The organism is Phyllobacterium sp. CL33Tsu, assembly GCF_900113985.1.
Classification (GTDB): Bacteria; Pseudomonadota; Alphaproteobacteria; order Rhizobiales; family Rhizobiaceae; genus Phyllobacterium; species Phyllobacterium pellucidum.
On sequence record NZ_FORJ01000003.1, the window covers coordinates 76,243 to 102,006 of the forward strand.

Here is a 25,764-nt window from a genome sequence, read left to right on the forward strand (position 1 = left end):
CCGCCTGGAATGGACGAAGAGAGTAGGACAGGTGCGAAATGCTCGCTGACAAAGACCGCATCTTCACCAATATTTACGGCCACAAGGACAAGTCCTTGAAGGGCGCGATGAGCCGTGGCAATTGGGACGGCACCAAGCAGATCCTCGAAAAGGGTCGCGACTGGATCATCAACGAAATGAAGGCATCCGGCCTTCGTGGTCGTGGTGGCGCGGGCTTTCCGACAGGGTTGAAATGGTCGTTCATGCCCAAGGAAAGCGACGGACGTCCGCATTACCTCGTCGTTAATGCCGACGAGTCCGAGCCCGGTACCTGCAAGGACCGCGATATCATGCGGCACGATCCGCATACGCTGATCGAAGGCTGCCTGATTGCCGGTTTCGCCATGGGTGCCAACACCTGCTACATCTATGTGCGCGGCGAATATATCCGCGAGCGCGAGGCGCTGCAGGCGGCAATCGATGAATGCTACGACGCCGGTCTTCTTGGCAAGAACAACAAGAATGGCTGGGACTACGATATCTTCGTCCATCATGGCGCTGGCGCCTATATTTGCGGCGAGGAAACAGCGCTTCTCGAGAGCCTCGAAGGCAAGAAGGGCCAGCCGCGGCTGAAACCGCCATTCCCGGCGAATATGGGCCTTTATGGCTGCCCGACCACCGTCAACAATGTCGAATCGATCGCTGTTGCGCCGACGATCCTGCGTCGCGGCGCGGCGTGGTTCTCCGGTATCGGCCGGCCGAACAATGTCGGCACCAAGCTCTTCATGCTTTCCGGTCACGTGAACAAGCCATGCACCGTCGAAGAAGCCATGGGCATTACCTTCCGCGAGCTCGTCGACAAGCATGGCGGTGGTATCCGTGGCGGCTGGGACAATCTTCTGGCGGTCATTCCCGGCGGTGCTTCCTGCCCGGTGGTTCCGGCAGCGGACATTATCGATTGCCCGATGGACTTCGACGGGCTGCGTGCAGTCAAGTCGTCGTTCGGCACCGCAGCCGCGATCGTCATGGACAGGTCCACCGACATTGTTCGCGCCATCGCCCGTATTTCCTACTTCTTCAAGCACGAAAGCTGCGGCCAGTGCACGCCTTGCCGCGAAGGCACAGGCTGGATGTGGCGGGTGATGGAGCGCATGGTTACCGGCAACGCGCAGAAGCGCGAGATCGAGATGCTGCTCGACGTCACCAAGCAGATCGAGGGTCATACGATCTGTGCGCTTGGCGATGCCGCGGCATGGCCGGTTCAGGGCCTCATCCGCAGTTTCCGCCCTGAAATTGAGCGCCGCATCGACGAGTTTTCCCGCAATGCCTCGCCGAGCCCTGTGCTCGAAGCGGCGGAATAGGTGGAAAAGCCGATGGCAGACAACGCAAAACATCGCATCGACACATGGACAGCCTTGATGCCGAACCACACGGTTGCGGCAGTTAACCTGTTGACGCCGTCGCTGGGCGCGGCCGCCGCCGCATCCGCAATCGGTCTTGGCATTGCCAGCCAGATGTGGGGTTTCTGGGCCGGTGCTTTTGCCGGGGCGTTTGATCTGAACTCGAAGACGGCGGAAGCCGGTGCTCCGCGCGTTGCAGCGGACGTCGATGATCTCAAGATGATCATTCGCGGCAAGACTGCCACGGCACCCGCGAAGCGGCTTCAGGCACCCGTAGAGCCGCAGGTTGTTCCAGTTGAAACGGCAATTGCCGTAACATTGGCTCCGGCCGTGACGACTGAGGCCGACGATCTGAAGCGGATCGCGGGCATAGGGCCGAAGCTTGAGCAGGTCTTGAACGGCATGGGAATAAGCACCTATGCGCAGATCGCCGGATGGACGGCGGACGAGATCGCGAAGGTCGATGACGAACTCAAGTTCGGGGGGCGCATTGTGCGCGACGATTGGGTTGGCCAGGCAAATCGATTGATGGGGAAACCCTGAACAAGGTGCGCGCCGGTTGTTACCCGGCACGTTGAGAATTAAGGGCATTTCGGCAACTGCGGAAATGCCGGACTGGAATGCGGTATGTTCCGCGAGGTTGGACGGACGATGGCAAAGATCAAAGTCGACGGTAAGGAAATAGAGGTACCGGATCACTATACGCTTCTGCAGGCTGCGGAAACGGCGGGTGCCGAGGTTCCGCGCTTCTGCTTCCACGAGCGTTTGTCGATTGCCGGCAATTGCCGCATGTGCCTGATCGAAGTGAAGGGCGGACCGCCGAAGCCGGCAGCCTCCTGCGCCATGGGCGTGCGCGATCTGCGCCCCGGTCCGAATGGCGAGACCCCGGAAATCTTCACCAATACCCCGATGGTCAAGAAGGCCCGCGAAGGCGTGATGGAATTCCTGCTCATCAATCATCCGCTCGATTGCCCGATCTGCGATCAGGGTGGCGAATGCGATCTGCAGGACCAGGCTATGGCCTTTGGCGTTGATTCCTCGCGTTATCGCGAGAACAAGCGCGCCGTCGAGGACAAATATATCGGTCCTCTCGTCAAGACGATCATGACGCGCTGCATCCATTGCACCCGCTGCGTCCGCTTTACGACGGAAGTTGCAGGCATTTCCGAACTCGGCCTGATCGGCCGCGGTGAAGATGCCGAGATCACCACCTATCTCGAACGGGCGATGACCTCCGAACTCCAGGGCAACGTCATCGATCTTTGCCCGGTCGGTGCGCTGACCTCGAAGCCCTATGCCTTCCAGGCTCGTCCCTGGGAGTTGAACAAAACGGAATCCATCGATGTGATGGATGCAGTCGGCTCGGCGATCCGCGTCGATACCCGTGGCCGCGAGGTGATGCGCATCCTGCCGCGCGTCAACGAGCAGGTGAACGAGGAATGGATTTCCGACAAGACGCGCTTCATCTGGGACGGCCTGCGCACGCAGCGCCTCGACCGTCCCTATATCCGCAAGGACGGGCGTCTCGTTGCCGCCACCTGGCCGGAGGCCTTCGACGCGATCAGGGCCGCCGTTGCCAAAACTGACGGTAGCAAGATCGGCGCCATTGCCGGCGATCTCGCCAGTGTCGAGGAGATGTATGCACTTAAGGCGCTGATGGCGTCGCTTGGCTCGGCCAATTTCGACGCACGTCAGGACGGCTCGGCGCTTGCTACGGCGGGCGGCCGCGCTTCATACATTTTCAATCCGACGATCGACGGGATCGAGCAGGCTGATGCGATCCTCATCATCGGATCAAATCCGCGTTTCGAGGCATCGCTGCTCAACGCTCGTATCCGCAAGCGTTGGCGTGCCGCTGGAACGCCGATCGGCCTGATCGGTGAACAGGCCGACCTGCGCTATAAGTACGAATACCTTGGCGCCGGCGCCGAGACGCTTGCCGATCTTGCGGCTGGATCGATGAATTTCCTGTCGGTTCTGAAGACAGCCAAGAACCCGATGATCATCGTCGGGCAGGGTGCTCTGTCGCGCGCGGACGGCCAGTCGGTATTGGGACTTGCGGCAAAGATCGCCGCGGAAGCTGGCGCCCTACGGGACGACTGGAACGGATTTGGCGTGGTGCATACCGCTGCGAGCCGTGTCGGCGCGCTCGACATCGGCTTCGTGCCGGGTGAGGGCGGCAAGACGGTAGCCGAGATGCAGGGCACCATGGATGTTCTGTTCCTGCTCGGCGCCGACGAACTCGACTGGTCCGGCAAGGACAATGCATTCACGGTGTACATCGGCACGCATGGTGATCAGGGCGCGCACAATGCCGACGTGATTCTGCCCGGCGCGACCTATACGGAAAAGTCGGGCACCTATGTGAACACCGAAGGCCGCGTGCAAATGACGAACCGCGCCGGCTTTGCGCCTGGCAATGCCAAGGAAGACTGGGCAATCCTGCGCGCTCTATCCGACACACTCGGCAAGAAATTGCAGTTCGACTCGCTCGCGGCCTTGCGCTCCTGCCTCTATGCGGAGTATCCGCATCTCGCTTCGGTCGACTCGATCGAAGCCGGCAATCCTGCCGATGTCGAGAAGCTGGCGAGTGCAATCGGCGCAGTCGAGAAGACGGCCTTCATCTCGCCGGTCAAGGATTTCTACTTGACCAACCCGATCGCACGCGCCTCTGCCGTCATGGCCGAGTGCTCGGCGCTCGCCAAGGGCGGCTTCAAGCAGGCGGCCGAGTAGGCGGGAAAGAGACTGATATGGAAGAGATTTTCGCAACCTACATCCTGCCGCTGCTGATCATCCTCGGCAAATCACTGCTGTTGCTGGTGGTGATGCTGCTGATCATCGCCTATCTGCTTCTGGCGGATCGCAAGGTCTGGGCGGCCGTGCAGTTGCGGCGCGGCCCCAACGTCGTCGGACCGTTTGGTTTGCTGCAGTCCTTCGCCGACCTTTTGAAGTTCGTCGTCAAGGAACCGATCATCCCCTCCGGCGCCAACAAGGGCATTTTCCTGCTGGCGCCGCTCGTATCGTCCGTCCTTGCCATGGCGGCCTGGGCTGTCATTCCGGTCAATGAGGGCTGGGCGGTCGCCAACGTCAATGTCGGCATCCTTTACGTCCTCGCCATTTCGTCGCTCGAAGTCTACGGCGTCATCATGGCGGGCTGGGCGTCCAATTCGAAATATCCGTTTCTCGGCGCGCTGCGCTCGGCCGCGCAGATGGTCTCCTACGAAGTGTCGATCGGCTTTGTGATCGTCACCGTCCTCCTTTGCGTGGGTTCGCTCAACCTGACCGACATTGTCATGTCGCAGACGACCGGCCTCGGTACGATGATCGGTCTGCCGAATACGTTCCTCGACTGGCATTGGCTCGGCCTGTTCCCGATGTTCATCATCTTCTTCATTTCGGCACTGGCGGAGACCAACCGTCCGCCATTCGATCTGGTCGAAGCTGAATCGGAACTCGTCGCCGGCCACATGATCGAATATTCGTCCACGGCGTTCCTGCTGTTCTTCCTCGGTGAATATGTCGCCATCACCCTGATGTGCGCGCTGACGACGATCCTCTTCCTTGGCGGCTGGCTGCCACCCGTCGATGTGTGGTTCCTGAACTGGGTGCCCGGGGTCATCTGGTTCCTGCTCAAGCTGTTCCTTTGCTTTTTCATGTTCGCCATGGTGAAGGCTTTCGTTCCGCGCTACCGCTATGACCAGTTGATGCGCCTTGGCTGGAAGGTATTCCTGCCGATCTCGATCTTCATGGTCGTCGCCACCGCGGCCTTCCTCAAAATTACCGGCCTGACGCCTTAAGGAGAACGAGCATGGCACAACTGGCACAAGCTGCTAAATCGCTCCTGCTTCTGGAATTCGTCGGGGCATTCTTCCTGTCGATGCGGCAGTTTTTTGCGCCCAAGGCGACGCTAAACTATCCGTACGAAAAGGGACCGGTTAGCCCGCGCTTTCGTGGTGAACATGCGCTGCGCCGTTATCCTAACGGCGAAGAACGCTGCATTGCCTGCAAGCTGTGCGAGGCGATCTGCCCGGCACAGGCAATCACGATCGAGGCTGGTCCGCGCCGCAACGACGGCACGCGTCGCACGGTTCGTTATGATATCGACATGGTGAAGTGCATCTATTGCGGCTTCTGCCAGGAAGCATGCCCTGTCGACGCGATCGTCGAGGGGCCGAATTTCGAGTTCGCCACGGAAACACGCGAAGAACTCTACTACGACAAGGAACGTCTGCTTGCCAACGGCGATCGTTGGGAGCGGGAACTGGCGCGCAACATCGCGATGGATGCGCCCTATCGCTGAATATGAACTGCGCTCATGTGTCTTGGCCGTTGATCTTCAACCGGCGGGGAACATGCGCTAAGAGGCTTGAAAAATTGAAAGATCATTTGGCCGCAACGGCAAACGATCCGTTTGAATTGGCAGTTTTATCTGCCGGGTTTAATGGCAGGACGACCTGCCGGAATGGAAATCGGGGGAACCCATGCTGACAGGTATCGCGGCGGCGTTTTTCTATCTCTTCGCCTTCATCACTGTAGCCAGTGGTTTCATGGTTATTGCGGCGCGCAATCCCGTGCATTCCGTGCTGTTCCTGATCCTCGCCTTCTTCAACGCGGCCGGTCTCTTCCTGCTGACCGGCGCCGAATTCCTGGCGATGATCCTTCTCGTCGTTTATGTCGGCGCTGTGGCGGTGCTGTTCCTTTTCGTCGTCATGATGCTGGATGTGGACTTTGCCGAACTGAAGAGCGGAGCGCTGCAATATGCGCCGATCGGCGCACTGGTCGGGCTCATCCTGGCCGCTGAGCTGATCATCGTTCTTGGCGGTTCGATTTTCGCGCCGACCCTGACCGCATCGCCGGTCCAGCCGACGCCCGATCTTGCGACCCGCACCAACACTGCAGCGCTCGGCGACATTCTTTATACGGACTACATCTATTTCTTCCAGATCGCCGGGCTGGTGCTTCTGGTTGCGATGATCGGCGCCATTGTTCTGACGCTGCGGCACAAGCCGAACATCAAGCGCCAGAACATCGCGCAGCAGGTGGCTCGCACGCCTGCAACGGCCATCGAGGTCAAGCAGGTCGAAACCGGCAAGGGTATCTGACAGGAGCGTCATGATGGAAATTGGTATCGCACATTATCTGACTGTCTCTGCCCTGCTGTTTACGCTCGGGATCTTCGGCATCTTCCTCAACAAGAAGAACATCATCGTCATCCTGATGTCGGTCGAATTGATCCTGCTTGCGGTCAATCTGAATTTCGTGGCGTTTTCCGCCGCTCTGCACGATCTGGTCGGCCAGGTCTTTGCGCTGTTTGTCCTGACCGTCGCCGCCGCCGAGGCAGCCATCGGTCTTGCTATTCTCGTCGTGTTCTACCGCAATCGTGGATCGATTGACGTAGAAGACGTCAACATGATGAAAGGTTGACGGGGGCATGCTGTATCTGGCGATTGTCTTCCTTCCGCTGCTCGGCTTCCTGATCGCCGGGCTTTTCGGCTCCGCTATCGGCGCGAAGGCGAGTGAGTATGTCACGACCGGCTTTCTGATCGTCTGCGCCATCCTTTCGTGGATCGCATTCGGCTCGGTCGCCCTTGGGCATACCGAGGCGTTCAAGATTCCTGTGGCGCATTGGGTCGAGTCCGGCTCGCTGAGCTTCGACTGGTCGCTGCGCATCGACACGCTGACGGCGGTCATGCTCGTCGTCGTCAATACGGTCTCGGCGCTGGTTCATACCTATTCGATCGGCTACATGCATCATGACCCCGATCGCCCGCGCTTCTTCGCCTATCTCTCGCTCTTCACCTTTGCCATGCTGATGTTGGTGACAGGCGACAATCTCGTTCAGATGTTCTTCGGTTGGGAAGGCGTCGGTCTTGCCTCGTACCTGCTGATCGGGTTCTGGTATAAGAAGCCATCCGCCAACGCTGCGGCCATGAAGGCCTTCATCGTCAACCGCGTAGGCGACTTCGGTTTCCTTCTCGGTATCTTCTCGTTGTTCGTTCTGTTCGATACCGTCCAGTTCGACACGCTGTTCGCATCTGCCGCGCAATATCTGCCGGCAGAAGGCGCCGCAACTGACGGTAGCCAGATCGTTCTCAACTTCCTCGGCTATACGCTTGATAAGCAAGGCGCAATCACGATTGCCGCGCTCCTGCTCTTCATGGGTGCAATGGGCAAGTCGGCGCAGTTCCTGTTGCACACCTGGTTGCCGGACGCCATGGAAGGCCCGACCCCGGTTTCAGCGCTCATCCATGCCGCAACGATGGTCACCGCCGGCGTTTTTATGGTCGCGCGCCTGTCGCCAATCTTTGAACTTTCGCACACGGCGCTGATGTTCGTCACTTTCATTGGCGCAACGACCGCCTTCTTTGCGGCCACAGTTGGCCTCGTTCAGAACGACATCAAGCGTGTGATTGCCTATTCGACCTGTTCGCAGCTCGGCTACATGTTCGTGGCGCTCGGCGTCGGCGCCTATGGCGCAGGCATATTCCACCTCTTCACGCACGCCTTCTTCAAGGCGCTGCTGTTCCTCGGCGCGGGCTCGGTCATCCATGCCGTTTCGAACGAGCAGGACATGCGCCACATGGGCGGACTCCGCAAGCTCATCCCGACAACCTACTGGATGATGATCATCGGCACTGTTGCCCTGACCGGGCTCGGCATTCCGGGCACGCTGATCGGCACCGCCGGCTTCTTCTCGAAGGACATGATCATCGAGTCGGCCTTCGCCTCGCACAATCCGGTGGCGAACTACGCTTACATTCTTCTAGTCATCGCCGCTGTCTTCACCAGCTTCTATTCCTGGCGCCTGATTTTCATGACGTTCCATGGCAAGCCGCGCGCCAGCCACGATGTCATGCATCACGTGCATGAATCGCCCTATGTGATGCTGGTGCCGCTCTTCATTCTCGCGGCAGGCGCACTCTTTGCCGGCGTGATGTTCCACGAGCACTTCTTCGGCCACGAATATGCCGAGTTCTGGAAAGGCGCGCTGTACACGGCTCCGGGCAACGAGATTCTCGAGGAACACCACCACGTGCCGTTCATCGTGCAGCTGTCGCCATTCATCGCGATGGTCGTTGGGTTCCTGATCTCGTGGCAGTTCTATATCCGCTCGCCGGAAACACCCAAGCGCCTCGCTGCCCAGCATCCTGGCCTTTATCAGTTCCTGCTCAACAAGTGGTATTTCGACGAGCTCTACGACTTCCTCTTCGTGCGCCCGGCGAAAGCCCTCGGCCGGTTCCTTTGGAAGCAGGGCGACGGCTGGCTGATCGACGGCCATGGACCCGATGGAATTTCGGCGCGCGTCGTTGACGTGACCAATCGCGTCGTGCGGCTGCAGACGGGTTACCTTTATCACTATGCGTTCGCGATGCTCATTGGGGTCGCCGCACTCGTCACCTGGATGATGCTCGGGAGCAACTTCTAATGACCGACTGGCCAATTCTGTCGACCGTTACCTTTCTGCCGTTGGTCGGTGTTCTGCTCATCCTGTTCATCCGTGATGACAGCGACTCAGCGCGGACGAACATCCGCAATGTGACGCTGTGGACGACGATCATCACGTTCCTGCTGTCGCTGCCAATCTGGTACTATTTCGACAATAGCCAGTCGGGTTTCCAGTTCGTCGAAAAGGCGGCGTGGCTCGACTCGGGTATCTCGTACCATATGGGCGTCGACGGCATTTCCATGCTGTTCGTCATCCTGACGACGTTCCTGATGCCGCTATGCATCCTTGCAAGCTGGGACGCCATCCAGAACCGCGTCAAGGAATACATGATCGCATTCCTCGTGCTGGAAACGCTGATGATCGGCGTCTTCTGTGCGCTTGATATCGTGCTTTTCTACGTGTTCTTCGAAGCCGTTCTCGTGCCAATGTTCATCATCATCGGCGTTTGGGGGGGCAAGCGGCGCGTTTATGCAAGCTTCAAGTTCTTCCTTTATACGCTGCTCGGCTCGGTGCTGATGTTGCTTGCCATCATGGCGATGTACTGGCAGGCCGGCACCACGGATATTCCGACGCTGCTCGCCTACAAGTTCCCGGCATCCATGCAGACTTGGCTGTGGCTGGCATTCTTTGCCTCCTTCGCCGTCAAGATGCCGATGTGGCCGGTCCATACCTGGCTTCCCGATGCGCACGTCGAAGCGCCGACCGCGGCTTCGGCGATCCTTGCCGGGATTCTGTTGAAGCTCGGCGGCTACGGTTTCATCCGCTTCTCGCTGCCGATGTTCCCGCTCGCCTCCGCCGATTTCGCGCCGCTGATCTATACGCTCTCGGTTGTCGCCATTATCTACACGTCGCTCGTTGCCCTGATGCAGGAAGACGTGAAGAAGCTCATTGCCTATTCATCGGTCGCGCATATGGGCTATGTGACCATGGGCATCTTCGCGGCCAACGAGCAGGGCATCCAGGGTGCATTGTTCCAAATGCTATCGCACGGCCTCGTGTCGAGCGCGCTGTTCCTTTGCGTCGGCATCATCTATGACCGCACGCATACCCGCGAGATTGCGGCCTATGGCGGACTCGTCAACAACATGCCGAAATATGCCGTCGTCTTCATGATCTTCACCATGGCGAATGTCGGCCTGCCGGGTACGTCCGGGTTCGTTGGAGAGTTTCTGACGCTTCTCGGTGTCTTCCGCGTCAACACGTGGGTGGCGATGTTCGCGGCAAGCGGTGTTATTTTCTCTGCGGCCTACGCGCTCTGGCTTTATCGCCGCGTCATCTTCGGCGTGCTCGACAAGGACAGCCTGAAATCGCTGCTCGACATGACGACTCGTGAGAAAGCCGTGGTCTATCCGCTGGTTATTCTGACGATCTTCTATGGCGTCTACCCCATGCCGATCTTCGATGCGACGGCAAGCTCCGTGCACGCCCTCATCAATCAATACAATAATGCGCTGTCCTCGGCCGCCACACTGGCGCTGAAATAGCAGGAAGAGGCCTAACCGACATGATTGCCAACTTGACGCTTATGGCTCCTGAACTGCTCATCGCGGGCGGCGCGCTCGTGCTGTTGATGATCGGCGCGTTTTCCGGCGAGCGGGCAAACGGGCTTGTTGGCGGCCTTGCCGTTGCACTGCTTCTCGCCGCACTCGCGCTTGTCGTCATATTCCCGCAGGACGGCCATGTATTCGGCCGCGCCTTTGTCAGCGATCCTTTCTCTCGCTTCATGAAGGTGTTGACGCTTGTCGGTTCAGTTGTGACGCTGGTGATGTCGGCGGGCTTTGCCAAGGAGCAGAAGTTCGACAAGTTCGAGTTCCCGATCCTCGTCCTTTTGGCGACGCTCGGCATGCTGCTGATGATTTCGGCCAATGATACGCTCTCGCTCTATCTTGGCCTCGAACTCCAGTCCCTCGCGCTCTACGTCGTCGCCGCCATCAATCGCGACAACGTCCGTTCGACCGAAGCTGGTCTCAAATATTTCGTGCTCGGCGCTTTGTCGTCCGGCATGCTTCTCTACGGCATTTCCCTGGTCTATGGCTTTACCGGACATACCGGCTTTGAAGCGATCGCGCAGGCACTCAGCGGCGGCGAACGCCAGCTCGGCGTCGTCTTTGGCCTCGTTTTCATCTTGACCGGCCTTGCGTTCAAGATCTCGGCCGTCCCCTTCCATATGTGGACCCCTGACGTTTACGAAGGCGCACCGACACCGGTGACAGCTTTCTTCGCCTCGGCCCCGAAGATGGCGGCGATGGCACTTCTGACCCGCGTCGTCAGCGAAACGTTCCAGCCGATCACCCACGATTGGCAACAGGTCGTCGTTTTCATTGCCATCGCCTCCATGGTGCTTGGTGCGTTTGCGGCCATCGGCCAACGTAACATCAAGCGGCTAATGGCCTATTCGTCGATCAGTCACATGGGTTACGCGCTCGTTGGTCTCGCCGCCGGAACGGTTGTCGGCGTGCGCGGCGTCGCGATCTACATGCTCATTTATCTCGTCACCACGCTTGGTACCTTCGCCTTCATCCTCGCAATGCGACGCAAGGACGGCAATGTCGAGCAGATCAGCGATTTGTCCGGGCTCTCGCGCACCAATCCGATCATGGCGACGATCCTGACGATCCTCATGTTCTCGCTCGCAGGCATTCCGCCGCTCGCCGGCTTCTGGGGCAAGTGGTACACCTTCCTTGCCGCGATGCAGGCAAACCTCTATGCGCTGGCGATCATCGGCATTGTCGCCTCGGTCGTGGGTGCATTCTATTATCTGCGCATCATCAAGATCATGTGGTTCGATGAACCGGCAGGTGCTTTTGTGCCCATGGCCGGCGAGTTGCGGCTTGTTCTCGGCGTTTCCGGCCTGTTGGTTCTGTTCTATGTTTTTGTCGGCGGACCGGTCAGCACCTATGCGGAAGCCGCAGCGAAAACATTCTTCTGACGACTATGGGCTTTTCCCTATCGCCCCTGGCCCAGCAGAACTTCTATCGCCTTGAAGCCTTCGAGACGATAGGTTCAACCAATGCCGTGGCGTTGGAGCGGGCACTTGCGGGTGACCCGGGAAAGCTCTGGATTGTTTCCAAGCAGCAGGAAAGCGGGCGCGGACGGCGCGGGCGCGCCTGGGCGACATCGCACGGCAACCTCGCGGCCTCGCTGCTGCTCACCGGTGCATTCGACCTGAAGGCTGCGGCGACGCTCGGCTTTGTCGCGGGCCTTGCACTGGCCGACGCACTCGACGCGGTCTGTTCATCGACTGCCTTCTCGGTTGGCCTCGACGGTGCCGGCAATCGCGGTTCGACCAGCACGCCGCCGCGTGTCGAGTTGAAATGGCCGAACGATCTGCTTGCAGGCGGGGCTAAACTCGCCGGTATCCTGCTCGAGTCCACCCAGCTTGCGGCCAATCGTTTCGCGATTGTCATCGGTATCGGTGTCAACGTCGTGGCATATCCGGAAGACGTGCCTTATCCGGCAACGTCGCTTGCCCGTCTTGGGGCTGATAGCAATGCCGAAACACTGTTTCTGGCGCTGTCCGACGCCTGGCAGGAAAATAGCTGGGTTTGGAACGAGGGACGGGGACTTGCCGAAGTTCGCAAGCGCTGGCTGGCACGCGCGGCCGGCCTCGGCAGCGAGGTCGCTGTGCGAGTCGACGGAGCGGTCCTGCGTGGTATATTCGAAACAATTGACGAAGATTGCCGTTTCGTCATTCGCGACAGCGAGGGCGAGCGTATAAAGATCGCCGCTGGTGATGTGCATTTTGGTGCGGTGGCGTCCGCAAGGGCTGAATAGAATTCGGCTATTAGGAGTATAGATGGCGAATTCCGATCAAGCTGAGCTTGTTTTCCTTCCACTCGGCGGTGTCGGTGAGATCGGAATGAACTTGGCCATGTACGGCTACGGTCCGGCGCATAAGCGCGAATGGGTGGTGGTGGATATGGGCGTCAGCTTTGCCGGCCCCGAACTTCCCGGCGCCGATCTTATTCTGCCAGACATCCGGTTCCTGCAGGCCGAACGCCAGAACCTCAAGGGCATCGTCATCACCCACGCCCATGAAGACCACTACGGGGCGCTGCTCGATCTGTGGCCGCTCCTGAACGTTCCGGTTTACGGCACCCCCTTCACTGCCGGACTGCTCGAGGCCAAGCGTCATGCGGAGCCCGGCGCGCCGGACATTCCGGTAACGATCTATCGCGCCGGCGAGACATTCACTGTCGGCCCATTCGAGTTCGAGGCGCTGGCGGTCACCCATTCGATCCCCGAGCCGGTATCGCTCGCGATCAGGACACCGCTCGGCACGATCATCCACACTGGCGACTGGAAGATGGATCCGGAGCCATCAATGGGGCCGCTGATCAATGAAGCGCGCTTCCGCGCCATCGGCGATGAAGGCGTCCTCGCCATGATGTGCGATTCGACGAATGCGCTGCGCGAAGGCGAATCGCCTTCCGAGCGCGAGGTGGGTGAGAGCCTGCGCAACATTATCGAGAACGCGCGCGGCCGCGTCGCCATCACCACCTTTTCGTCGAATGTCGGCCGTATCCGCTCGATCGCCTTGGCCGCACGCGATGCGGGAAGGCAGGTATTGGTGCTCGGCCGTTCGATGAAGCGCATGATCGATGTCGCCAGTGAGCTCGGATACCTCGACGATGTCCCTGAATTCCTGTCGGAAGACGATTACGGCTTCATTCCGCGCGAGAACATGGTGATTATCCTTACCGGCAGCCAGGGCGAACCGCGCGCCGCGCTGGCCAAGCTCGCCCGTGATGAAATGCGCAGCGTCGCGCTTTCTGCCGGCGATCTGGTGATCTATTCGTCCCGCACGATCCCCGGCAATGAAAAGCCCATCATCGAGACCAAGAACCTTTTGATAGAGCAGGGCATCCAGATCATTTCGGATGACGACCAGCTCGTGCATGTTTCCGGGCATCCCCGTCGCAACGAGTTGCGGCGGATGTATGAGTGGGTGCGTCCGCGCATCCTCGTGCCGGTGCATGGCGAGGCGGCGCATCTCGTCGCCCAAGGTTCACTCGCTGCCATGGCCGGCATCCCGGAAGTGCCGCAGGTCCGCAATGGCGACATCTTGAGGCTCGCACCGGGTAGGGCCGAGATCATCGACAAGGCGCCGTTCGGCCGGCTGGTCAAAGACGGCAAGCTCATTGGCGACGAGGAAGAGGTGGGTATCGTCGAACGACGCAAGCTCGCCTATGTCGGGCACGTTGCGGTTTCGATGCTGCTCGACGACAACTACAACATCATTGAAGATCCGGAGATCGTGCCGGTGGGCCTGCCGGAAAGCGACGACGAGGGCGAACTGCTCGAGGACTTGCTCTACGATGCGGCAGTAAGCGCCGTGCAAAGCATTCCCCGTGAAAAGCGCAGGGATCTGGCGATGGTGCGCGAAGCAGTGCGCCGCGCTGTACGGGCGGCAACAAGCGAGGTCTGGGGCAAGAAGCCGGTGGTTACCGTCTTCGTGACCCGCCTATAGGACAATCCTTATGCTGGGCCGTCTCAACCATATCGCCATTGCGGTGCCTGATCTGGCAGCAGCGTCGGCGACCTATCGCAACACGCTGGGAGCCAGGCCAACCGAGCCGCAGGTGCTCCCGGAACACGGCGTGACGGTGGTCTTCATCGATGTCGGCAACACGAAGATTGAACTTTTGGAGCCGCTCGGGGCTGATTCACCGATTGCTGCCTTCCTCGCCAAAAATCCGTCCGGAGGCATGCATCATGTCTGCTACGAAGTGGCCGATATCATTGCCGCCCGCGATCATTTAAAAAGTGAGGGCGCCCGTATACTTGGCGATGGAGAGCCGAAGATCGGCGCGCATGGCAAACCTGTTCTCTTCCTCCACCCGAAGGATTTCAACGGGACACTGATCGAACTGGAGCAAGAATAATGCCTATCGCGACGGCCATGGCAGTCTATTTCATCTTGTGGTGGCTGACATTGTTCACCATGCTGCCGATCGGCCTGCGCACGCAAGGCGACGAGGATGACGTGACGCTGGGTACGCCAGCCAGCGCCCCGCACAAGCATCGCATGGGCAGGGTCTTTCTTCTGACGACGATCATTTCGGCGGTGCTCTTCGCAACCTTCTACGTCGTGAACCAGGAATACGGCTTTGGCGTCGATAGTTTCCCGGTCTGGTTCCCGCAGGCAAAATAGAAATTCAGGTCATCAACTTCAGTTTTGCTCGATAGAAACGCCACTTTCGCCAATTTTGAGCTCGACGGCAGGCTTGGTCTCTTCGCGATAAATGTAGATTCCTAATCCGATGACGGCAACGAGAAGTGCTCCGACGATCAGGTAAAGGCCATTGCGATTATTCAAGATCATTTCCTTTTGGTTGTGATGGAGAGACTAACTAGAGAATTTAGAGGGCTTTGAATATTAGCCGTTGGTCTGATCCAGCGCGTGCGGCGCGGGTGTTCCGGGTTCGTTGCTTCCTTTTAGGGGAAAGACTGCCAGCAGGCCGGCAAGAATGAGTAATGTCAGAAGCGCTGCAATGAACAGGGTCTGCAAGTTCATAACGGTCTCCAGTTTGCCCTATCAACCAGCGCGGCGGCGAAAAGTTCCGCGATTAGAACGCCTTTTGCGCTTCTTCAGAATTGTTCCGGCGGAAAAGAATCTTGATTCGCCGGCCCTGTCGCCTGAAACGGCGTCTGAAAATCCTGCCTCGTACCGATCTCCGGGGACGTTCGATAAACGTAAACTGGCTAAGAACTTTGATTGGGTGTTGAGCGACATGGCAATCAGCGGCGGCTCGAAATTGAATCGGCCGAAGAGGTAGGTTAACAGAGCCGAAAATGCAGCAACAAAAAGCGACTGCTTAGAATTCGATTTCAGAATAGCAAGCAAGTATTTGAATCTGCGTTTAAGGACAAAAAAAATGCAAGGCTTTCACCTTGCATTTTAAGATCGCGTCCGACCTGATCCACTTGCGTGGCGGCTGCGTGTTATCGCGCCACAGGTCACATCCTCCCAAGACTTTGACCGCGTAGGAAAGCAGAATTTTTCTTACTTTCTCCTTATGCCGAAAAAAATAGCGGACTGCCTGCGAAATGTCACGAAAAATATTCGTTGCCATCACATTTTGCTTACATTTCCAGCAGGATCATGAATCTTCGATAAATCAGTAGCTTCTTCGCTCCTGCTTACGGGTTTCCAATCAGATGCGAAGCAGTTAAGTAAACTTTGCTGCTCGCTTGTCTTCTTTCGAACTACGAGAAACGCAGCGTGATTTTGACGGGTGCATGATTCCCTCCCAAAAATCGAACACGATTTATGGTGTTATGCGCTACCTTGCACTTGGTTTTGCCTGATTCTTAAAGCACTCAGGCTGTATTCAATTTGGTGATCTTCAATGCGGCTTTCCCGGTACTTTTTGCCCATCCTCAAAGAAAACCCCAAGGAGGCGGAAATCGTCTCCCACCGGCTCATGTTGCGCGCCGGGCTGATTCGACAGGAGTCGGCCGGTATCTACGCATGGCTGCCGGCGGGTTTGAGAATTCTCAACAAGGTGAGCAATATCATCCGCGAGGAGCAGAACAGGTCCGGAGCTATCGAGCTCCTGATGCCGACCCTTCAATCGGCGGATCTGTGGCGTGAAAGCGGTCGCTATGACGCCTATGGCGACGAGATGCTGCGGATCAAGGACCGCGGCGAACGCGATATGCTGTACGGGCCGACAAATGAGGAAATGATCACAGAGATCTTCCGCGCCTATGTGAAGTCTTACAAGGACTTGCCGCTCAATCTTTATCACATCCAGTGGAAATTCCGCGACGAGCGCCGTCCGCGTTTCGGCGTCATGCGCTCGCGCGAGTTTCTGATGAAGGACGCCTATTCGTTCGATCTTAATTTCGAGGGAGCGAAGGCAGCGTATAACCGCATGTTCGTCGCCTATTTGCGCACGTTCTCTCGCCTCGGTATCCAGGTCATACCCATGCGTGCCGATACGGGCCCCATCGGCGGTGAACTCAGCCACGAATTCATAATCCTTGCCGATACCGGTGAAAGCCAGGTCTTCTGCGATCGGGCTTATCTCGACCTGCCTGTACCGGGTCCCGATACGAATTTCGACAATGACGACGAAATCGCCGATATCGTAAAGCGCTGGACGACGCCCTATGCGGCGACCGATGAAATGCATGATGAGGCCGCCTGGGCCAAGGTCGGGACCTCCGATCAGCTGGCCGCTCGCGGCATCGAGGTCGGTCACATCTTCCACTTCGGCACGAAATACTCCGAACCAATGGGCGCCAAGGTCAGCGGCCCCGATGGAAAGGATCATCTCGTATCGATGGGTTCCTATGGGATTGGCCCTTCGCGCGTCGTCGCTGCCATCATTGAAGCGTCGCACGACGAGAACGGCATCATCTGGCCGAAATCCGTAGCGCCGTTTGGCGCCGGCATCGTCAACATGAAGCCGGGCGACCCGGCTTGCGATGCGGTTTCTGCCAAGATTTACGAAGCTCTAACGAATGCCGGGCTCGATCCGCTGCTTGACGATACGGACGACCGTCCGGGCGCCAAATTTGCGACCATGGATCTGATCGGTCTGCCGACGCAGATTATCGTCGGCCCGCGCGGCGTCGCTGCTGGCGAAGTCGAAATCAAGGATCGCGCAACGGGCGCCCGCGAGACGCTCAGCGTCGAATCGGCGATCAACAAGCTTGCAGGACCCCATGACTGAACAGACTGCGATGACCGGTTCCAAGCCGTTCTCCGCCTATGAGCGGATGATCGCCTGGCGTTATCTTCGGGCGCGGCGCAAGGAAACCTTCATTTCGGTGATTGCCGGGTTTTCATTCACGGGGATAATGCTGGGCGTTGCGACGCTCATCATTGTCATGGCCGTGATGAACGGTTTTCGCAGCGAACTGCTGACCCGAATCCTCGGTATCAACGGCCATCTGATCATGCAGCCGATCGACCGGCCGCTCGATGATTACGATGCGGTGATAAAGCGTGTTGACGGCGTCTCCGGCGTATCCTTCGCCATACCCGTTGTTGAGGGCCAGGTGCTTGCCAAGGGCACTGTCGGCGCAGGCACGGGCGCTCTGGTGCGCGGCTTGCGCGAGGAGGACATCGCCAAGCTCAAGCTCGTTGCGACGAATGTGCGGCAGGGGACCTTCGAGGGGTTCAATACGGCAGGCGGGGTCGCCATTGGCACACGCATGGCCGAAAATCTCGGCCTCGGCCTTGGTGACCGCCTGACATTGATTTCTCCCGATGGCGACGTGACCCCGCTCGGCATGGCGCCGCGCGTCAAATCCTATCCGGTCACCGCCATCTTCGAGATCGGCATGTCGGAATATGATGCTTCGATCGTCATCATGCCGCTCGAGGAAGCGCAGCTCTATTTCAACCAGGAAGGCAAGGTTCAGTCGCTCGAAATCTTCGCTGACAATCCCGACAATATCGATGCGCTGAAGAAGCCGGTCGAGGATGCTGCGCAGCGGGCGCTGATGCTCACCGACTGGCGTCAACGCAACCAGACCTTCTTCTCCGCGCTTCAAGTCGAGCGCAACGTAATGTTCATGATCCTGACGCTGATCGTGCTCGTTGCGGCACTCAATATCATCTCCGGCTTGATCATGCTGGTGAAGGACAAGGGACACGATATCGCCATTCTCAGAACGATGGGAGCGACGCGCAATTCGATCCTGCGTATCTTCCTGATGACCGGCGCGGCCATCGGTGTGACCGGCACGCTCGCAGGCGTCGTGCTTGGCGTAGTCGTTTGCCTGAACGTCGAGCGAATTAGGGAATTCTTTTCCTGGCTGTCCGGAACCACCCTGTTTAATCCGGAACTCTATTTTCTCAGCACGCTTCCGGCCAAGATGGACTTCAACGAGACGTTTTCTGTCATCCTCATGGCGCTGGTTCTATCATTCCTTGCAACCCTTTTTCCCGCCTGGCGCGCAGCCAAGCTCGATCCAGTTGAAGCCCTGAGGTACGAATAGATGGCAGCCGGTCCCATTCTTCAACTGACGGGCGTCGGCCGTCGGTACAATGAGATCGACCGCGAATTGGTGATCCTCAACGACGCAAATTTCGCGCTGGGCAAGGGCGAGATGGTGGCCCTTGTCGCACCGTCGGGCGCCGGCAAGTCGACCCTGCTTCATACGGCCGGACTTCTGGAGCGGCCCGACAGCGGCGATGTGATTCTTTCCGGAAGGTCGTGCGGCACGCTTTCTGATGAAGAACGTACCGCAATCCGCCGCAACGACATTGGCTTCGTCTACCAGTTTCATCATCTCCTGCCGGAGTTTTCCGCACTTGAAAACGTGATGATGCCGCAGATGATTCGCGGTATGAAGCCAGGGATAGCGGCTGAGCGGGCGCAGCAGCTCCTCGATTACATGAAGGTCGGGGCGAGGGCTTCGCACCGGCCGAGCGAACTTTCGGGCGGCGAGCAGCAGCGTGTGGCGATCGCACGTGCGGTCGCTAACGCGCCGCTGGTGCTCCTGGCTGACGAGCCTACCGGCAATCTCGATCCTGTTACCTCGTCCTATGTGTTTGAAGCTCTGGAGGCGCTCGTTCGCCAATCCGGGCTTTCGGCGATGATCGCGACACACAATTTCGATCTCGCCCGCCGCATGGACCGGCGCGTGACCCTGAAGGACGGCAAGATCACCGATCTTTGATCCCCCGGGGATTTTGGAGCCTGACCGTCACGTCCGAAATGAAGCGTGCGGTCAGATAATTCTGTTCAAATACGCTTCGCTGCGGACATCGTTCACCTTCTCTTAAGATTTTGCAAACCATAGCGCCAAACCGCGCTTTGGTTTGCTTGACTTTGGAACAAAAATAGAACAAAACATATACATAGAGACAACGAAGAAGGGTTTTACCGATGAGCGAACTTTTCCAGGACGTCATGTCATTCGTTACTGTCAGCCTGTTCATTGCTACTTTCGCCATGTGGGTCAGCGTTATCTGAAAATCTGAGATCGCGCGGCAGAGCGTCAGCCCGCGCGATCTTGCTCTATCCACTGTTGCGGTCGGGCAAGAACCCCAATACGGGTGGACACCGTGTGGCGCTTGTTCGACTATGCCTCAGCGGTGAATCAGTTCTCCGTTCAATATCCGGAGACGACAATTGGCAGACGGGCAGGGCAATGGTGGCAAGGCAAACGCGCAGGCGCTGCGATTCGTCCACCTCAGGGTTCACTCCGCCTATTCGCTGCTCGAAGGCGCATTGCAGGTTCCCAAGGTCATCGACCTTGCGGTTGCCAGCAAGTTTCCGGCGCTGGCAATCACCGATACGAACAACCTCTTCGGCGCACTCGAGTTTGCGCAGAAGGGTTCGAAAGCAGGATTGCAGCCTATCATCGGTTGCCAGCTCGACATTGCTTTCCACGACCAGGCCGAAGAAAGCCGCAGCGCCAATCGGCGTGAAGCGCTTGGCCTTGCCCCGCTCGTATTGATAGCCGCCACCGAGGCTGGCTATGCCAATCTCGTTCGCCTCGTCAGCCGTGCCTACCTTGAATCACCTGCTGGCGATCCAATTCACATCGCGGCGGACTGGCTTCCCGGCAGAACCGACGGCATCATTGCCTTGACGGGCGGACCGGAGGGGCCGATCGCCAAAGCGATCAAGGACGACCGCAGTGACCGGGCCCGCCAGCGCCTGAGCCTGTTGCGGTCGCAGTTCGGGGACAGGCTATATGTCGAATTACAGCGACATGCGGGGTACGATCGTGCTCTGGAGGCAGCGCAGGTCGAACTGGCCTATGAGCTGGAGTTGCCGCTTGTAGCGACGAACGATGTCTTCTTTTCAAAGAGCGAAGATTACGAGGCGCACGATGCGCTGCTTGCCATTGCCTCGGGTTCGCTCCTCTCCATCGACGACCGGCGGCGCCTCACGTCGGACCACTATCTGAAAAGCGAAGCGGAGATGGTGGCGCTCTTCGCCGATCTGCCGGAGGCAATCGAAAACAGTGTCGAGATAGCGCTGCGTTGTTCCTATTATCCCAAGAATCGCGCTCCTATCCTGCCGCGCTTTACCGGCGAAAGCGATGATCCCGATGCGGCCCTCCAGGCGGAGGCCGATGAGCTCGCCCGGCAGGCGCGGGAAGGGCTTGCCCAGCGTATCCAACAACAGGGCCTGGCTGAGGGCCATACGCCCGAGCAATATGCAGAACGGCTCGAGTACGAGATCTCGATCATCACCCGGATGAAATATCCGGGCTACTTTCTCATCGTTTCTGACTTCATCAAATGGGCAAAAGCCCATGACATTCCGGTCGGGCCGGGTCGCGGCTCGGGTGCGGGTTCGCTCGTCGCCTATGCGCTGACGATCACCGACGTCGATCCGTTGCGCTTTTCGCTTCTGTTCGAGCGCTTTCTCAATCCCGATCGCGTGTCGATGCCGGACTTTGACATCGATTTCTGCCAGGAGAGGCGCGATGAAGTCATCCGCTATGTCCAGGGCAAGTATGGCCGCGATCAGGTGGCGCAGATCATCACGTTCGGAACACTGCAGGCCCGCGCCGTGCTGCGCGATGTCGGGCGCGTTCTCGAAATGCCCTATGGCCAGGTCGACCGCCTGACCAAGATGGTTCCGGCCAACCCCGCCAACCCGGTTACGCTGTCGAAAGCCATCGAGGATGAGCCGCGTCTTCGCGAGGAGCGCGACAAGGAGCCGGTGGTCGAGCGTCTGCTCGATATTTCGCTAAAGCTCGAAGGACTTTATCGCCACGCCTCTACTCACGCAGCCGGTATCGTCATCGGCGACCGGCCGCTGTCGGAACTCGTGCCGATGTACCGCGATCCGCGTTCGGACATGCCGGTCACCCAGTTCAACATGAAGATGGTGGAAGAAGCGGGGCTCGTAAAGTTCGACTTCCTCGGCCTTAAGACGCTGACCGTGCTGCAAACCGCAGTCAACCTCGTCAAGCGGCGCGGAATCGCGGTCGACCTTTCCAATCTGCCGCTTGAAGACAAACTGACCTACGAGATGCTCTCGCGCGGCGAGACGGTCGGCGTGTTCCAGGTGGAAAGTACCGGCATGCGCAAGGCGCTGATCGGTATGCGGCCGGACCGGATCGAAGATATCATCGCGCTTGTCGCGCTCTATCGCCCGGGTCCGATGGAGAACATTCCGACCTATAACGCCCGCAAGAACGGCGACGAAGAGATGGCGTCGATCCATCCGAAGATCGACCATCTCGTCAAGGAAACGCAAGGCGTCATCATTTATCAGGAACAGGTGATGCAGATCGCGCAGGAAATGTCCGGCTATACGCTGGGCGAAGCCGATCTTTTGCGCCGCGCCATGGGCAAGAAGATTCGCGCTGAAATGGATATGCAGCGCGTGCGCTTCGTCGATGGCGCGGTCGAGCGCGGCGTGACCAAGCCGCAGGCCAATTTCATCTTCGATCTTCTTGCGAAATTTGCCGATTACGGCTTCAACAAGTCGCATGCGGCGGCCTATGCAATCGTGTCGTTCCAGACCGCCTATATGAAGGCGCATTATCCGGTCGAATTCCTCGCCGCGTCGATGACCTACGATATGTCGAATACCGACAAGCTCAACGACTTCCGGCGAGAAGCTGTTCGGCTGAGTATCGAAGTGGTGACGCCCTCGGTCAACACATCCTATCGTCTGTTCGAAGTCGGCGAGAACCGGATCTATTATTCGCTCGCGGCCATCAAGGGTGTTGGCGAGGCGGCCGTCGACCATATCGTCGAAAAACGTGGCGCGACGCCCTATGCCAGCCTCGAGGATTTCTGCGAGCGCATCGACCCGCGCGTCGTCAACCGGCGCGTTTTCGAAAGCCTCATCAATGCCGGCGCCTTCGATTGTTTTGGTCGCGAGCGCCCCGCCATGATCGCCGGGCTCGACCGCATCATCGGCCATGCGCAGCGCACCCAGGAAGACAGCCTGAGCGGACAGGCGGATATTTTCGGCGGCATGGCCTCGGGCGCGCAAACGCTGCAACTGCCTGCGGCAGCGCCCTGGCTTTCGGCGGAAAAACTGCGGCGCGAATACGAGGCGGCAGGGTTCTACCTTTCTGCCCACCCCCTCGACGAATACAGGCCTATCCTCGAAAAGCTGCGCGTGCAGACCTGGCTCGAGTTTCAGGCGGCGGTCAAGCGCGGCGCCAATGCGGGGCGGCTGGCGGGCACGATCACTGCCAAGCAGGAGCGCAAGACGAAGACCGGCAACAAGATGGGAATCATCCAGTTCTCGGATTCCTCCGGCCAGTTTGAAGCCGTACTCTTTTCCGAAGCGCTGTCGCAATATCGAGATTTGCTCGAGCCCGGCAAGTCGGTCGTGGTGACTGTCGGTGCGGAGGACCGTCCGGAAGGGATCAGCCTGCGCATCCAGACCGCGCAGTCGCTGGAAGATGAGGCAACGCGCATGCGGAAGGCGTTGCGGCTTTACATGCGCTCCAGCGCGCCGCTGACCTCGATTGCGCCTTATCTTGCGCCGCAGAATGACGGCCAGGTCGTCAGTCTCGTACTGATCAAGGAAAACGGCGCGACTGAAGTCGAGATCGAGCTTCCCAATCGCTACCGGGTCGGACCGCAGGTTGCGAGCGCCATGAAGGCCATTCCGGGCATCGTCGAAGTCGAGATGGGGTAGGGTCGCTCACTCCAGTTCCTCGGGCGAAGCCTTGGGCGGTGTCCTGATCTTGCCGAACGTATAGCCGGTTTCGACGGCATTGTTGCCGAACTTGCCCCGTAGTTTGTCGATGGCGCCCTCGGCCACGGCGCGCTTCGTAGCTTGCACGTCGACCAGATCCTTCGGGTCGGCTCGTCCGTCATCGCTGAGATCGCTCACGCCTATGCCGATTAGGCGAAATCTCGTACCATCGATTTCTTTTTCAAGGAGCGAGCAGCCGGTGCGAAAGATGCGATCGGCAAGCTGCGTCGGATCAGCGAGCTGGCGATTGCGGGTGCGCAACTTGAAGTCGCGTGTCTTGAGCTTGAGCACGACCGTGCGACCCGCAATGTCAGCCGCTTTCAAACGGCGCGAGACCTTTTCGGATAGCGAGCGCAGGATCGCCACAAGTTCGTCCCTGGACCCGATGTCTTCGTTGAAGGTCGTTTCCGCCGACACGCTTTTGCTCTCACCATTCGGCTCGACGCGCCGCGTGTCGAGGCCGCGCGAGAGCCGGTAGAGCCGTTGGCCCATCGTGCCGTATGCCGCCATGAGCGGGCCGAGCTCCATGGTCTGCAACTGGCCGATCATGCGGATGCCATCCTTCTCCAGCGTCGCGGCGAAAGCCTTGCCGACGCCCCAGATCATCGTCACGGGCTTGTCGGCAAGAAAGTCCTTCGCTTCGGCCTCGCCGATAATCGAGAACCCGCGCGGCTTGTCGAAGTCGGAAGCGATCTTTGCGAGGAACTTGCAGTAGGAGAGGCCGACGGAGACAGAGAGCCCGATTTCCCGCTCCACGCGGTTTGAAAACTTCGCCATCACCCGCGCCGGCGGATCGTGATGCAGCCGTTCTGTGCCCGCCAGATCGAGAAACGCTTCGTCGATCGACAGCGGCTCCACCATCGGTGTCAGATCGCGCATCATCTGGCGTATCTCTCGGCCGACGCGGACGTATTTCTCCATATCGGGTGGAATAACAACCGCGTTAGGGCAGGCCTCCAGTGCCTTGAACATAGGCATTGCCGACTTCACGCCATGGATGCGCGCAACATAGCAAGCCGTTGAAACAACGCCACGTTTGCCTCCGCCGATAATAACGGGTTTGTCGCGAAGCTCGGGATTGTCGCGCTTTTCCACCGCGGCATAAAAAGCATCGCAGTCAACATGGGCGATGCTCAGCCTGTACAGCTCTGGATGACGCAGCAGGCGCGGGCTGCCGCAAACGTGGCAGCGGCGGCCTTCTGCGCGTTGGGCGGCCATACAGTCACGGCAAAAGCCATATCGCGGATCGTTGAGGGAGGCCATGATGCTCGGAACATAAAAGGAACATCGCCAGCTTACCGAAGCGGCTGAGTGCGCGCAATATCGCGCTGGCGATTATGAACCGGTTACATCTCCTGGGTGCGTCCACCGGGAAGCAGACGTAGCGCAGCCTGAAAGGTGGCGGGGTCGGTTCCGTTCGTCTCGCAGAATTTCATCAGGGTGGGCTCGTGACCAAGATAGAATTGCAAAACGCCGGCGAGGAAGCCTGGCTCGCCTGCCGCGGCGCGGATTTGGTCGGCGTTGATCCCGGTCAGCGCGAGGAAGCGGGAAAGCAGCTCGCTGTCTTGCGCCAGAAACACCAGGGCGTCGATCGCGAATTGTTGCGCGTCGTCAAGAGAGAGCTGATTTTTCATCTGGGTACGTTCCTCAATGCCGCACATTGCGGTGGATCTTTCTGCTGCACCCGCAACCACATGCGGTTGAATATGAGCAAAAGAAGTTGTTGAATAAATCCTTGGTTAAACATGATCGACAGCATATCTGGATTGGTGTGCGGAGTTACCTTTTCATCAATCATCCGCCGATATCAAATGTATCCTTGGAGCGGAGTTGCTGCTGATCTTTGTCTCATGGAATTCGGCAGGTGGCATGCGCCTTCGAGCATGGTCAACAGGAATTTGCCAATGGTCAAGAAAGTCATGATCGTCGAGGATAATGAGCTGAACATGAAGCTCTTTCGCGATCTCATCGAAGCCAGCGGCTATGAAACCATCCGTACGCGCAACGGTCTGGAAGCGCTCGATCTTGCGCGTGAGCATCGGCCCGATCTCATCCTCATGGACATACAGCTGCCGGAAGTTTCCGGGTTAGAAGTCACCAAATGGCTCAAGGCCGACGACGATCTCCACGTCATCCCAATTATCGCTGTCACCGCCTTCGCCATGAAGGGGGATGAAGAGCGCATCCGGCAGGGCGGTTGCGAAGCATATATCTCAAAACCGATCTCGGTGCCGAAGTTCATCGAAACCATAAAATCTTATCTTGGCGACGCGTAACCGTCAGTTCGGAG

24 protein-coding genes are annotated in these 25,764 nt (G+C 58.6%); 19 read left to right on the plus strand and 5 right to left on the minus strand.

Going from position 1 to position 25,764, the window contains the following annotated elements; genetic code table 11:
- Positions 1–38: 38 nt before the first annotated feature.
- The 14 genes from nuoF to BM074_RS13125 all read left to right on the plus strand — a co-directional run bounded on the left by nuoF (position 39) and on the right by BM074_RS13125 (position 14,980).
- Positions 39–1,340 carry an NADH-quinone oxidoreductase subunit NuoF gene (gene nuoF / locus BM074_RS13060; RefSeq protein ID WP_091922542.1) on the plus strand — a complete coding sequence of 434 codons (1,302 nt, stop codon included), beginning with the start codon at positions 39–41 and terminating at the stop codon, positions 1,338–1,340.
- A gap of 12 nt (positions 1,341–1,352) precedes the next feature.
- The gene (locus BM074_RS13065) at positions 1,353–1,922 is read left to right on the plus strand and encodes a hypothetical protein (protein ID WP_091922544.1); all 570 of its coding nucleotides are present in this window, start codon (positions 1,353–1,355) and stop codon (positions 1,920–1,922) included.
- A 108-nt stretch (positions 1,923–2,030) separates the two neighbouring features.
- Positions 2,031–4,112 (plus strand): NADH-quinone oxidoreductase subunit NuoG, encoded by a 2,082-nt coding sequence (gene nuoG, locus BM074_RS13070; RefSeq protein WP_091922996.1) that lies wholly within the window; start codon positions 2,031–2,033, stop codon positions 4,110–4,112.
- A 17-nt stretch (positions 4,113–4,129) separates the two neighbouring features.
- Entirely contained in the window at positions 4,130–5,176 is a 1,047-nt protein-coding gene (nuoH, locus tag BM074_RS13075) for an NADH-quinone oxidoreductase subunit NuoH (RefSeq protein ID WP_027232475.1), read from the plus strand.
- 11 nt (positions 5,177–5,187) lie between these two features.
- Complete coding sequence (gene nuoI / locus BM074_RS13080; protein ID WP_027232476.1) at positions 5,188–5,679, plus strand: NADH-quinone oxidoreductase subunit NuoI; 492 nt, start codon at positions 5,188–5,190, stop codon at positions 5,677–5,679.
- Between the two features lie 181 nt (positions 5,680–5,860).
- Complete coding sequence (locus tag BM074_RS13085; protein ID WP_027232477.1) at positions 5,861–6,481, plus strand: NADH-quinone oxidoreductase subunit J; 621 nt, start codon at positions 5,861–5,863, stop codon at positions 6,479–6,481.
- A gap of 13 nt (positions 6,482–6,494) precedes the next feature.
- Complete coding sequence (gene nuoK / locus BM074_RS13090; protein WP_027232478.1) at positions 6,495–6,803, plus strand: NADH-quinone oxidoreductase subunit NuoK; 309 nt, start codon at positions 6,495–6,497, stop codon at positions 6,801–6,803.
- A 7-nt stretch (positions 6,804–6,810) separates the two neighbouring features.
- Positions 6,811–8,805: an NADH-quinone oxidoreductase subunit L gene (gene nuoL / locus BM074_RS13095; RefSeq protein WP_174207585.1), complete on the plus strand. Its 1,995-nt coding sequence runs from the start codon at positions 6,811–6,813 to the stop codon at positions 8,803–8,805.
- Positions 8,805–10,310 carry an NADH-quinone oxidoreductase subunit M gene (locus BM074_RS13100; RefSeq protein WP_091922545.1) on the plus strand — a complete coding sequence of 502 codons (1,506 nt, stop codon included), beginning with the start codon at positions 8,805–8,807 and terminating at the stop codon, positions 10,308–10,310. Before nuoL ends, BM074_RS13100 begins: the two co-directional genes overlap by 1 nt.
- 20 nt (positions 10,311–10,330) lie before the next feature.
- A complete protein-coding gene (gene nuoN, locus BM074_RS13105; protein ID WP_091922547.1) occupies positions 10,331–11,755 on the plus strand; it encodes an NADH-quinone oxidoreductase subunit NuoN in 1,425 nt (474 codons plus the stop codon).
- A gap of 5 nt (positions 11,756–11,760) precedes the next feature.
- A complete protein-coding gene (locus BM074_RS13110; protein ID WP_091922549.1) occupies positions 11,761–12,600 on the plus strand; it encodes a biotin--[acetyl-CoA-carboxylase] ligase in 840 nt (279 codons plus the stop codon).
- A gap of 22 nt (positions 12,601–12,622) precedes the next feature.
- Positions 12,623–14,296 carry a ribonuclease J gene (locus BM074_RS13115; protein WP_091922551.1) on the plus strand — a complete coding sequence of 558 codons (1,674 nt, stop codon included), beginning with the start codon at positions 12,623–12,625 and terminating at the stop codon, positions 14,294–14,296.
- Between the two features lie 10 nt (positions 14,297–14,306).
- Positions 14,307–14,711, plus strand: coding sequence for a methylmalonyl-CoA epimerase (gene mce, locus BM074_RS13120; protein WP_091922553.1), 405 nt, complete (start codon positions 14,307–14,309; stop codon positions 14,709–14,711).
- Complete coding sequence (locus BM074_RS13125; protein ID WP_091922555.1) at positions 14,711–14,980, plus strand: DUF1467 family protein; 270 nt, start codon at positions 14,711–14,713, stop codon at positions 14,978–14,980. Before mce ends, BM074_RS13125 begins: the two co-directional genes overlap by 1 nt.
- A gap of 18 nt (positions 14,981–14,998) precedes the next feature.
- Here BM074_RS13125 and BM074_RS23035 read toward each other — a convergent pair whose 3' ends face one another.
- From BM074_RS23035 to BM074_RS22740, 3 genes are read right to left on the minus strand one after another with little or no spacing between them, the layout of a single operon-like run.
- Positions 14,999–15,145 (minus strand): hypothetical protein, encoded by a 147-nt coding sequence (locus BM074_RS23035; protein ID WP_091923000.1) that lies wholly within the window; start codon positions 15,143–15,145, stop codon positions 14,999–15,001.
- A 60-nt stretch (positions 15,146–15,205) separates the two neighbouring features.
- On the minus strand, positions 15,206–15,343 hold the full coding sequence (locus BM074_RS23040; protein ID WP_175499012.1) for a hypothetical protein: 138 nt from the start codon (positions 15,341–15,343) through the stop codon (positions 15,206–15,208).
- Positions 15,344–15,364: 21 nt separating this feature from the next.
- A complete protein-coding gene (locus tag BM074_RS22740; RefSeq protein ID WP_139217665.1) occupies positions 15,365–15,673 on the minus strand; it encodes a hypothetical protein in 309 nt (102 codons plus the stop codon).
- 505 nt (positions 15,674–16,178) lie between these two features.
- Between BM074_RS22740 and proS the strand changes: the two genes are divergently transcribed.
- From proS to dnaE, 4 genes are all read left to right on the plus strand, one after another.
- A complete protein-coding gene (proS, locus tag BM074_RS13140; RefSeq protein ID WP_091922556.1) occupies positions 16,179–17,510 on the plus strand; it encodes a proline--tRNA ligase in 1,332 nt (443 codons plus the stop codon).
- Positions 17,503–18,783, plus strand: coding sequence for a lipoprotein-releasing ABC transporter permease subunit (locus tag BM074_RS13145; RefSeq protein ID WP_091922558.1), 1,281 nt, complete (start codon positions 17,503–17,505; stop codon positions 18,781–18,783). The genes proS and BM074_RS13145 overlap by 8 nt, the downstream gene beginning before the upstream one ends.
- Positions 18,784–19,467: an ABC transporter ATP-binding protein gene (locus tag BM074_RS13150; protein WP_027232490.1), complete on the plus strand. Its 684-nt coding sequence runs from the start codon at positions 18,784–18,786 to the stop codon at positions 19,465–19,467. It abuts the gene before it with no gap.
- Between the two features lie 455 nt (positions 19,468–19,922).
- A complete protein-coding gene (dnaE, locus tag BM074_RS13155; protein ID WP_091922559.1) occupies positions 19,923–23,414 on the plus strand; it encodes a DNA polymerase III subunit alpha in 3,492 nt (1,163 codons plus the stop codon).
- 6 nt (positions 23,415–23,420) lie between these two features.
- Here the strand turns inward: dnaE and BM074_RS13160 are convergent, their stop codons facing one another.
- Both BM074_RS13160 and BM074_RS13165 read right to left on the minus strand, forming a co-directional pair.
- Positions 23,421–24,737, minus strand: coding sequence for a DNA polymerase IV (locus BM074_RS13160; RefSeq protein WP_091922561.1), 1,317 nt, complete (start codon positions 24,735–24,737; stop codon positions 23,421–23,423).
- Positions 24,738–24,820: 83 nt separating this feature from the next.
- On the minus strand, positions 24,821–25,108 hold the full coding sequence (locus BM074_RS13165; RefSeq protein WP_027232493.1) for a DUF3572 domain-containing protein: 288 nt from the start codon (positions 25,106–25,108) through the stop codon (positions 24,821–24,823).
- A 270-nt stretch (positions 25,109–25,378) separates the two neighbouring features.
- Here BM074_RS13165 and BM074_RS13170 point away from each other — a divergent pair, with 270 nt between their 5' ends.
- Positions 25,379–25,750, plus strand: coding sequence for a response regulator (locus BM074_RS13170; RefSeq protein ID WP_008122893.1), 372 nt, complete (start codon positions 25,379–25,381; stop codon positions 25,748–25,750).
- Positions 25,751–25,764: the final 14 nt, after the last annotated feature.

What these genes read in the sequence shown, in the direction of transcription:
- nuoF (WP_091922542.1), top strand. Translation starts at nt 39, where the DNA reads ATGCTCGCTGACAAAGACCGCATCTTCACCAATATTTACGGCCACAAG.
- BM074_RS13065 (WP_091922544.1), top strand. Translation starts at nt 1,353, where the DNA reads ATGGCAGACAACGCAAAACATCGCATCGACACATGGACAGCCTTGATG.
- nuoG (WP_091922996.1), top strand. Translation starts at nt 2,031, where the DNA reads ATGGCAAAGATCAAAGTCGACGGTAAGGAAATAGAGGTACCGGATCAC.
- nuoH (WP_027232475.1), top strand. Translation starts at nt 4,130, where the DNA reads ATGGAAGAGATTTTCGCAACCTACATCCTGCCGCTGCTGATCATCCTC.
- nuoI (WP_027232476.1), top strand. Translation starts at nt 5,188, where the DNA reads ATGGCACAACTGGCACAAGCTGCTAAATCGCTCCTGCTTCTGGAATTC.
- BM074_RS13085 (WP_027232477.1), top strand. Translation starts at nt 5,861, where the DNA reads ATGCTGACAGGTATCGCGGCGGCGTTTTTCTATCTCTTCGCCTTCATC.
- nuoK (WP_027232478.1), top strand. Translation starts at nt 6,495, where the DNA reads ATGGAAATTGGTATCGCACATTATCTGACTGTCTCTGCCCTGCTGTTT.
- nuoL (WP_174207585.1), top strand. Translation starts at nt 6,811, where the DNA reads ATGCTGTATCTGGCGATTGTCTTCCTTCCGCTGCTCGGCTTCCTGATC.
- BM074_RS13100 (WP_091922545.1), top strand. Translation starts at nt 8,805, where the DNA reads ATGACCGACTGGCCAATTCTGTCGACCGTTACCTTTCTGCCGTTGGTC.
- nuoN (WP_091922547.1), top strand. Translation starts at nt 10,331, where the DNA reads ATGATTGCCAACTTGACGCTTATGGCTCCTGAACTGCTCATCGCGGGC.
- BM074_RS13110 (WP_091922549.1), top strand. Translation starts at nt 11,761, where the DNA reads ATGGGCTTTTCCCTATCGCCCCTGGCCCAGCAGAACTTCTATCGCCTT.
- BM074_RS13115 (WP_091922551.1), top strand. Translation starts at nt 12,623, where the DNA reads ATGGCGAATTCCGATCAAGCTGAGCTTGTTTTCCTTCCACTCGGCGGT.
- mce (WP_091922553.1), top strand. Translation starts at nt 14,307, where the DNA reads ATGCTGGGCCGTCTCAACCATATCGCCATTGCGGTGCCTGATCTGGCA.
- BM074_RS13125 (WP_091922555.1), top strand. Translation starts at nt 14,711, where the DNA reads ATGCCTATCGCGACGGCCATGGCAGTCTATTTCATCTTGTGGTGGCTG.
- BM074_RS23040 (WP_175499012.1), bottom strand. Translation starts at nt 15,343, where the DNA reads ATGAACTTGCAGACCCTGTTCATTGCAGCGCTTCTGACATTACTCATT.
- proS (WP_091922556.1), top strand. Translation starts at nt 16,179, where the DNA reads ATGCGGCTTTCCCGGTACTTTTTGCCCATCCTCAAAGAAAACCCCAAG.
- BM074_RS13145 (WP_091922558.1), top strand. Translation starts at nt 17,503, where the DNA reads ATGACTGAACAGACTGCGATGACCGGTTCCAAGCCGTTCTCCGCCTAT.
- BM074_RS13150 (WP_027232490.1), top strand. Translation starts at nt 18,784, where the DNA reads ATGGCAGCCGGTCCCATTCTTCAACTGACGGGCGTCGGCCGTCGGTAC.
- BM074_RS13160 (WP_091922561.1), bottom strand. Translation starts at nt 24,737, where the DNA reads ATGGCCTCCCTCAACGATCCGCGATATGGCTTTTGCCGTGACTGTATG.
- BM074_RS13165 (WP_027232493.1), bottom strand. Translation starts at nt 25,108, where the DNA reads ATGAAAAATCAGCTCTCTCTTGACGACGCGCAACAATTCGCGATCGAC.
- BM074_RS13170 (WP_008122893.1), top strand. Translation starts at nt 25,379, where the DNA reads ATGGTCAAGAAAGTCATGATCGTCGAGGATAATGAGCTGAACATGAAG.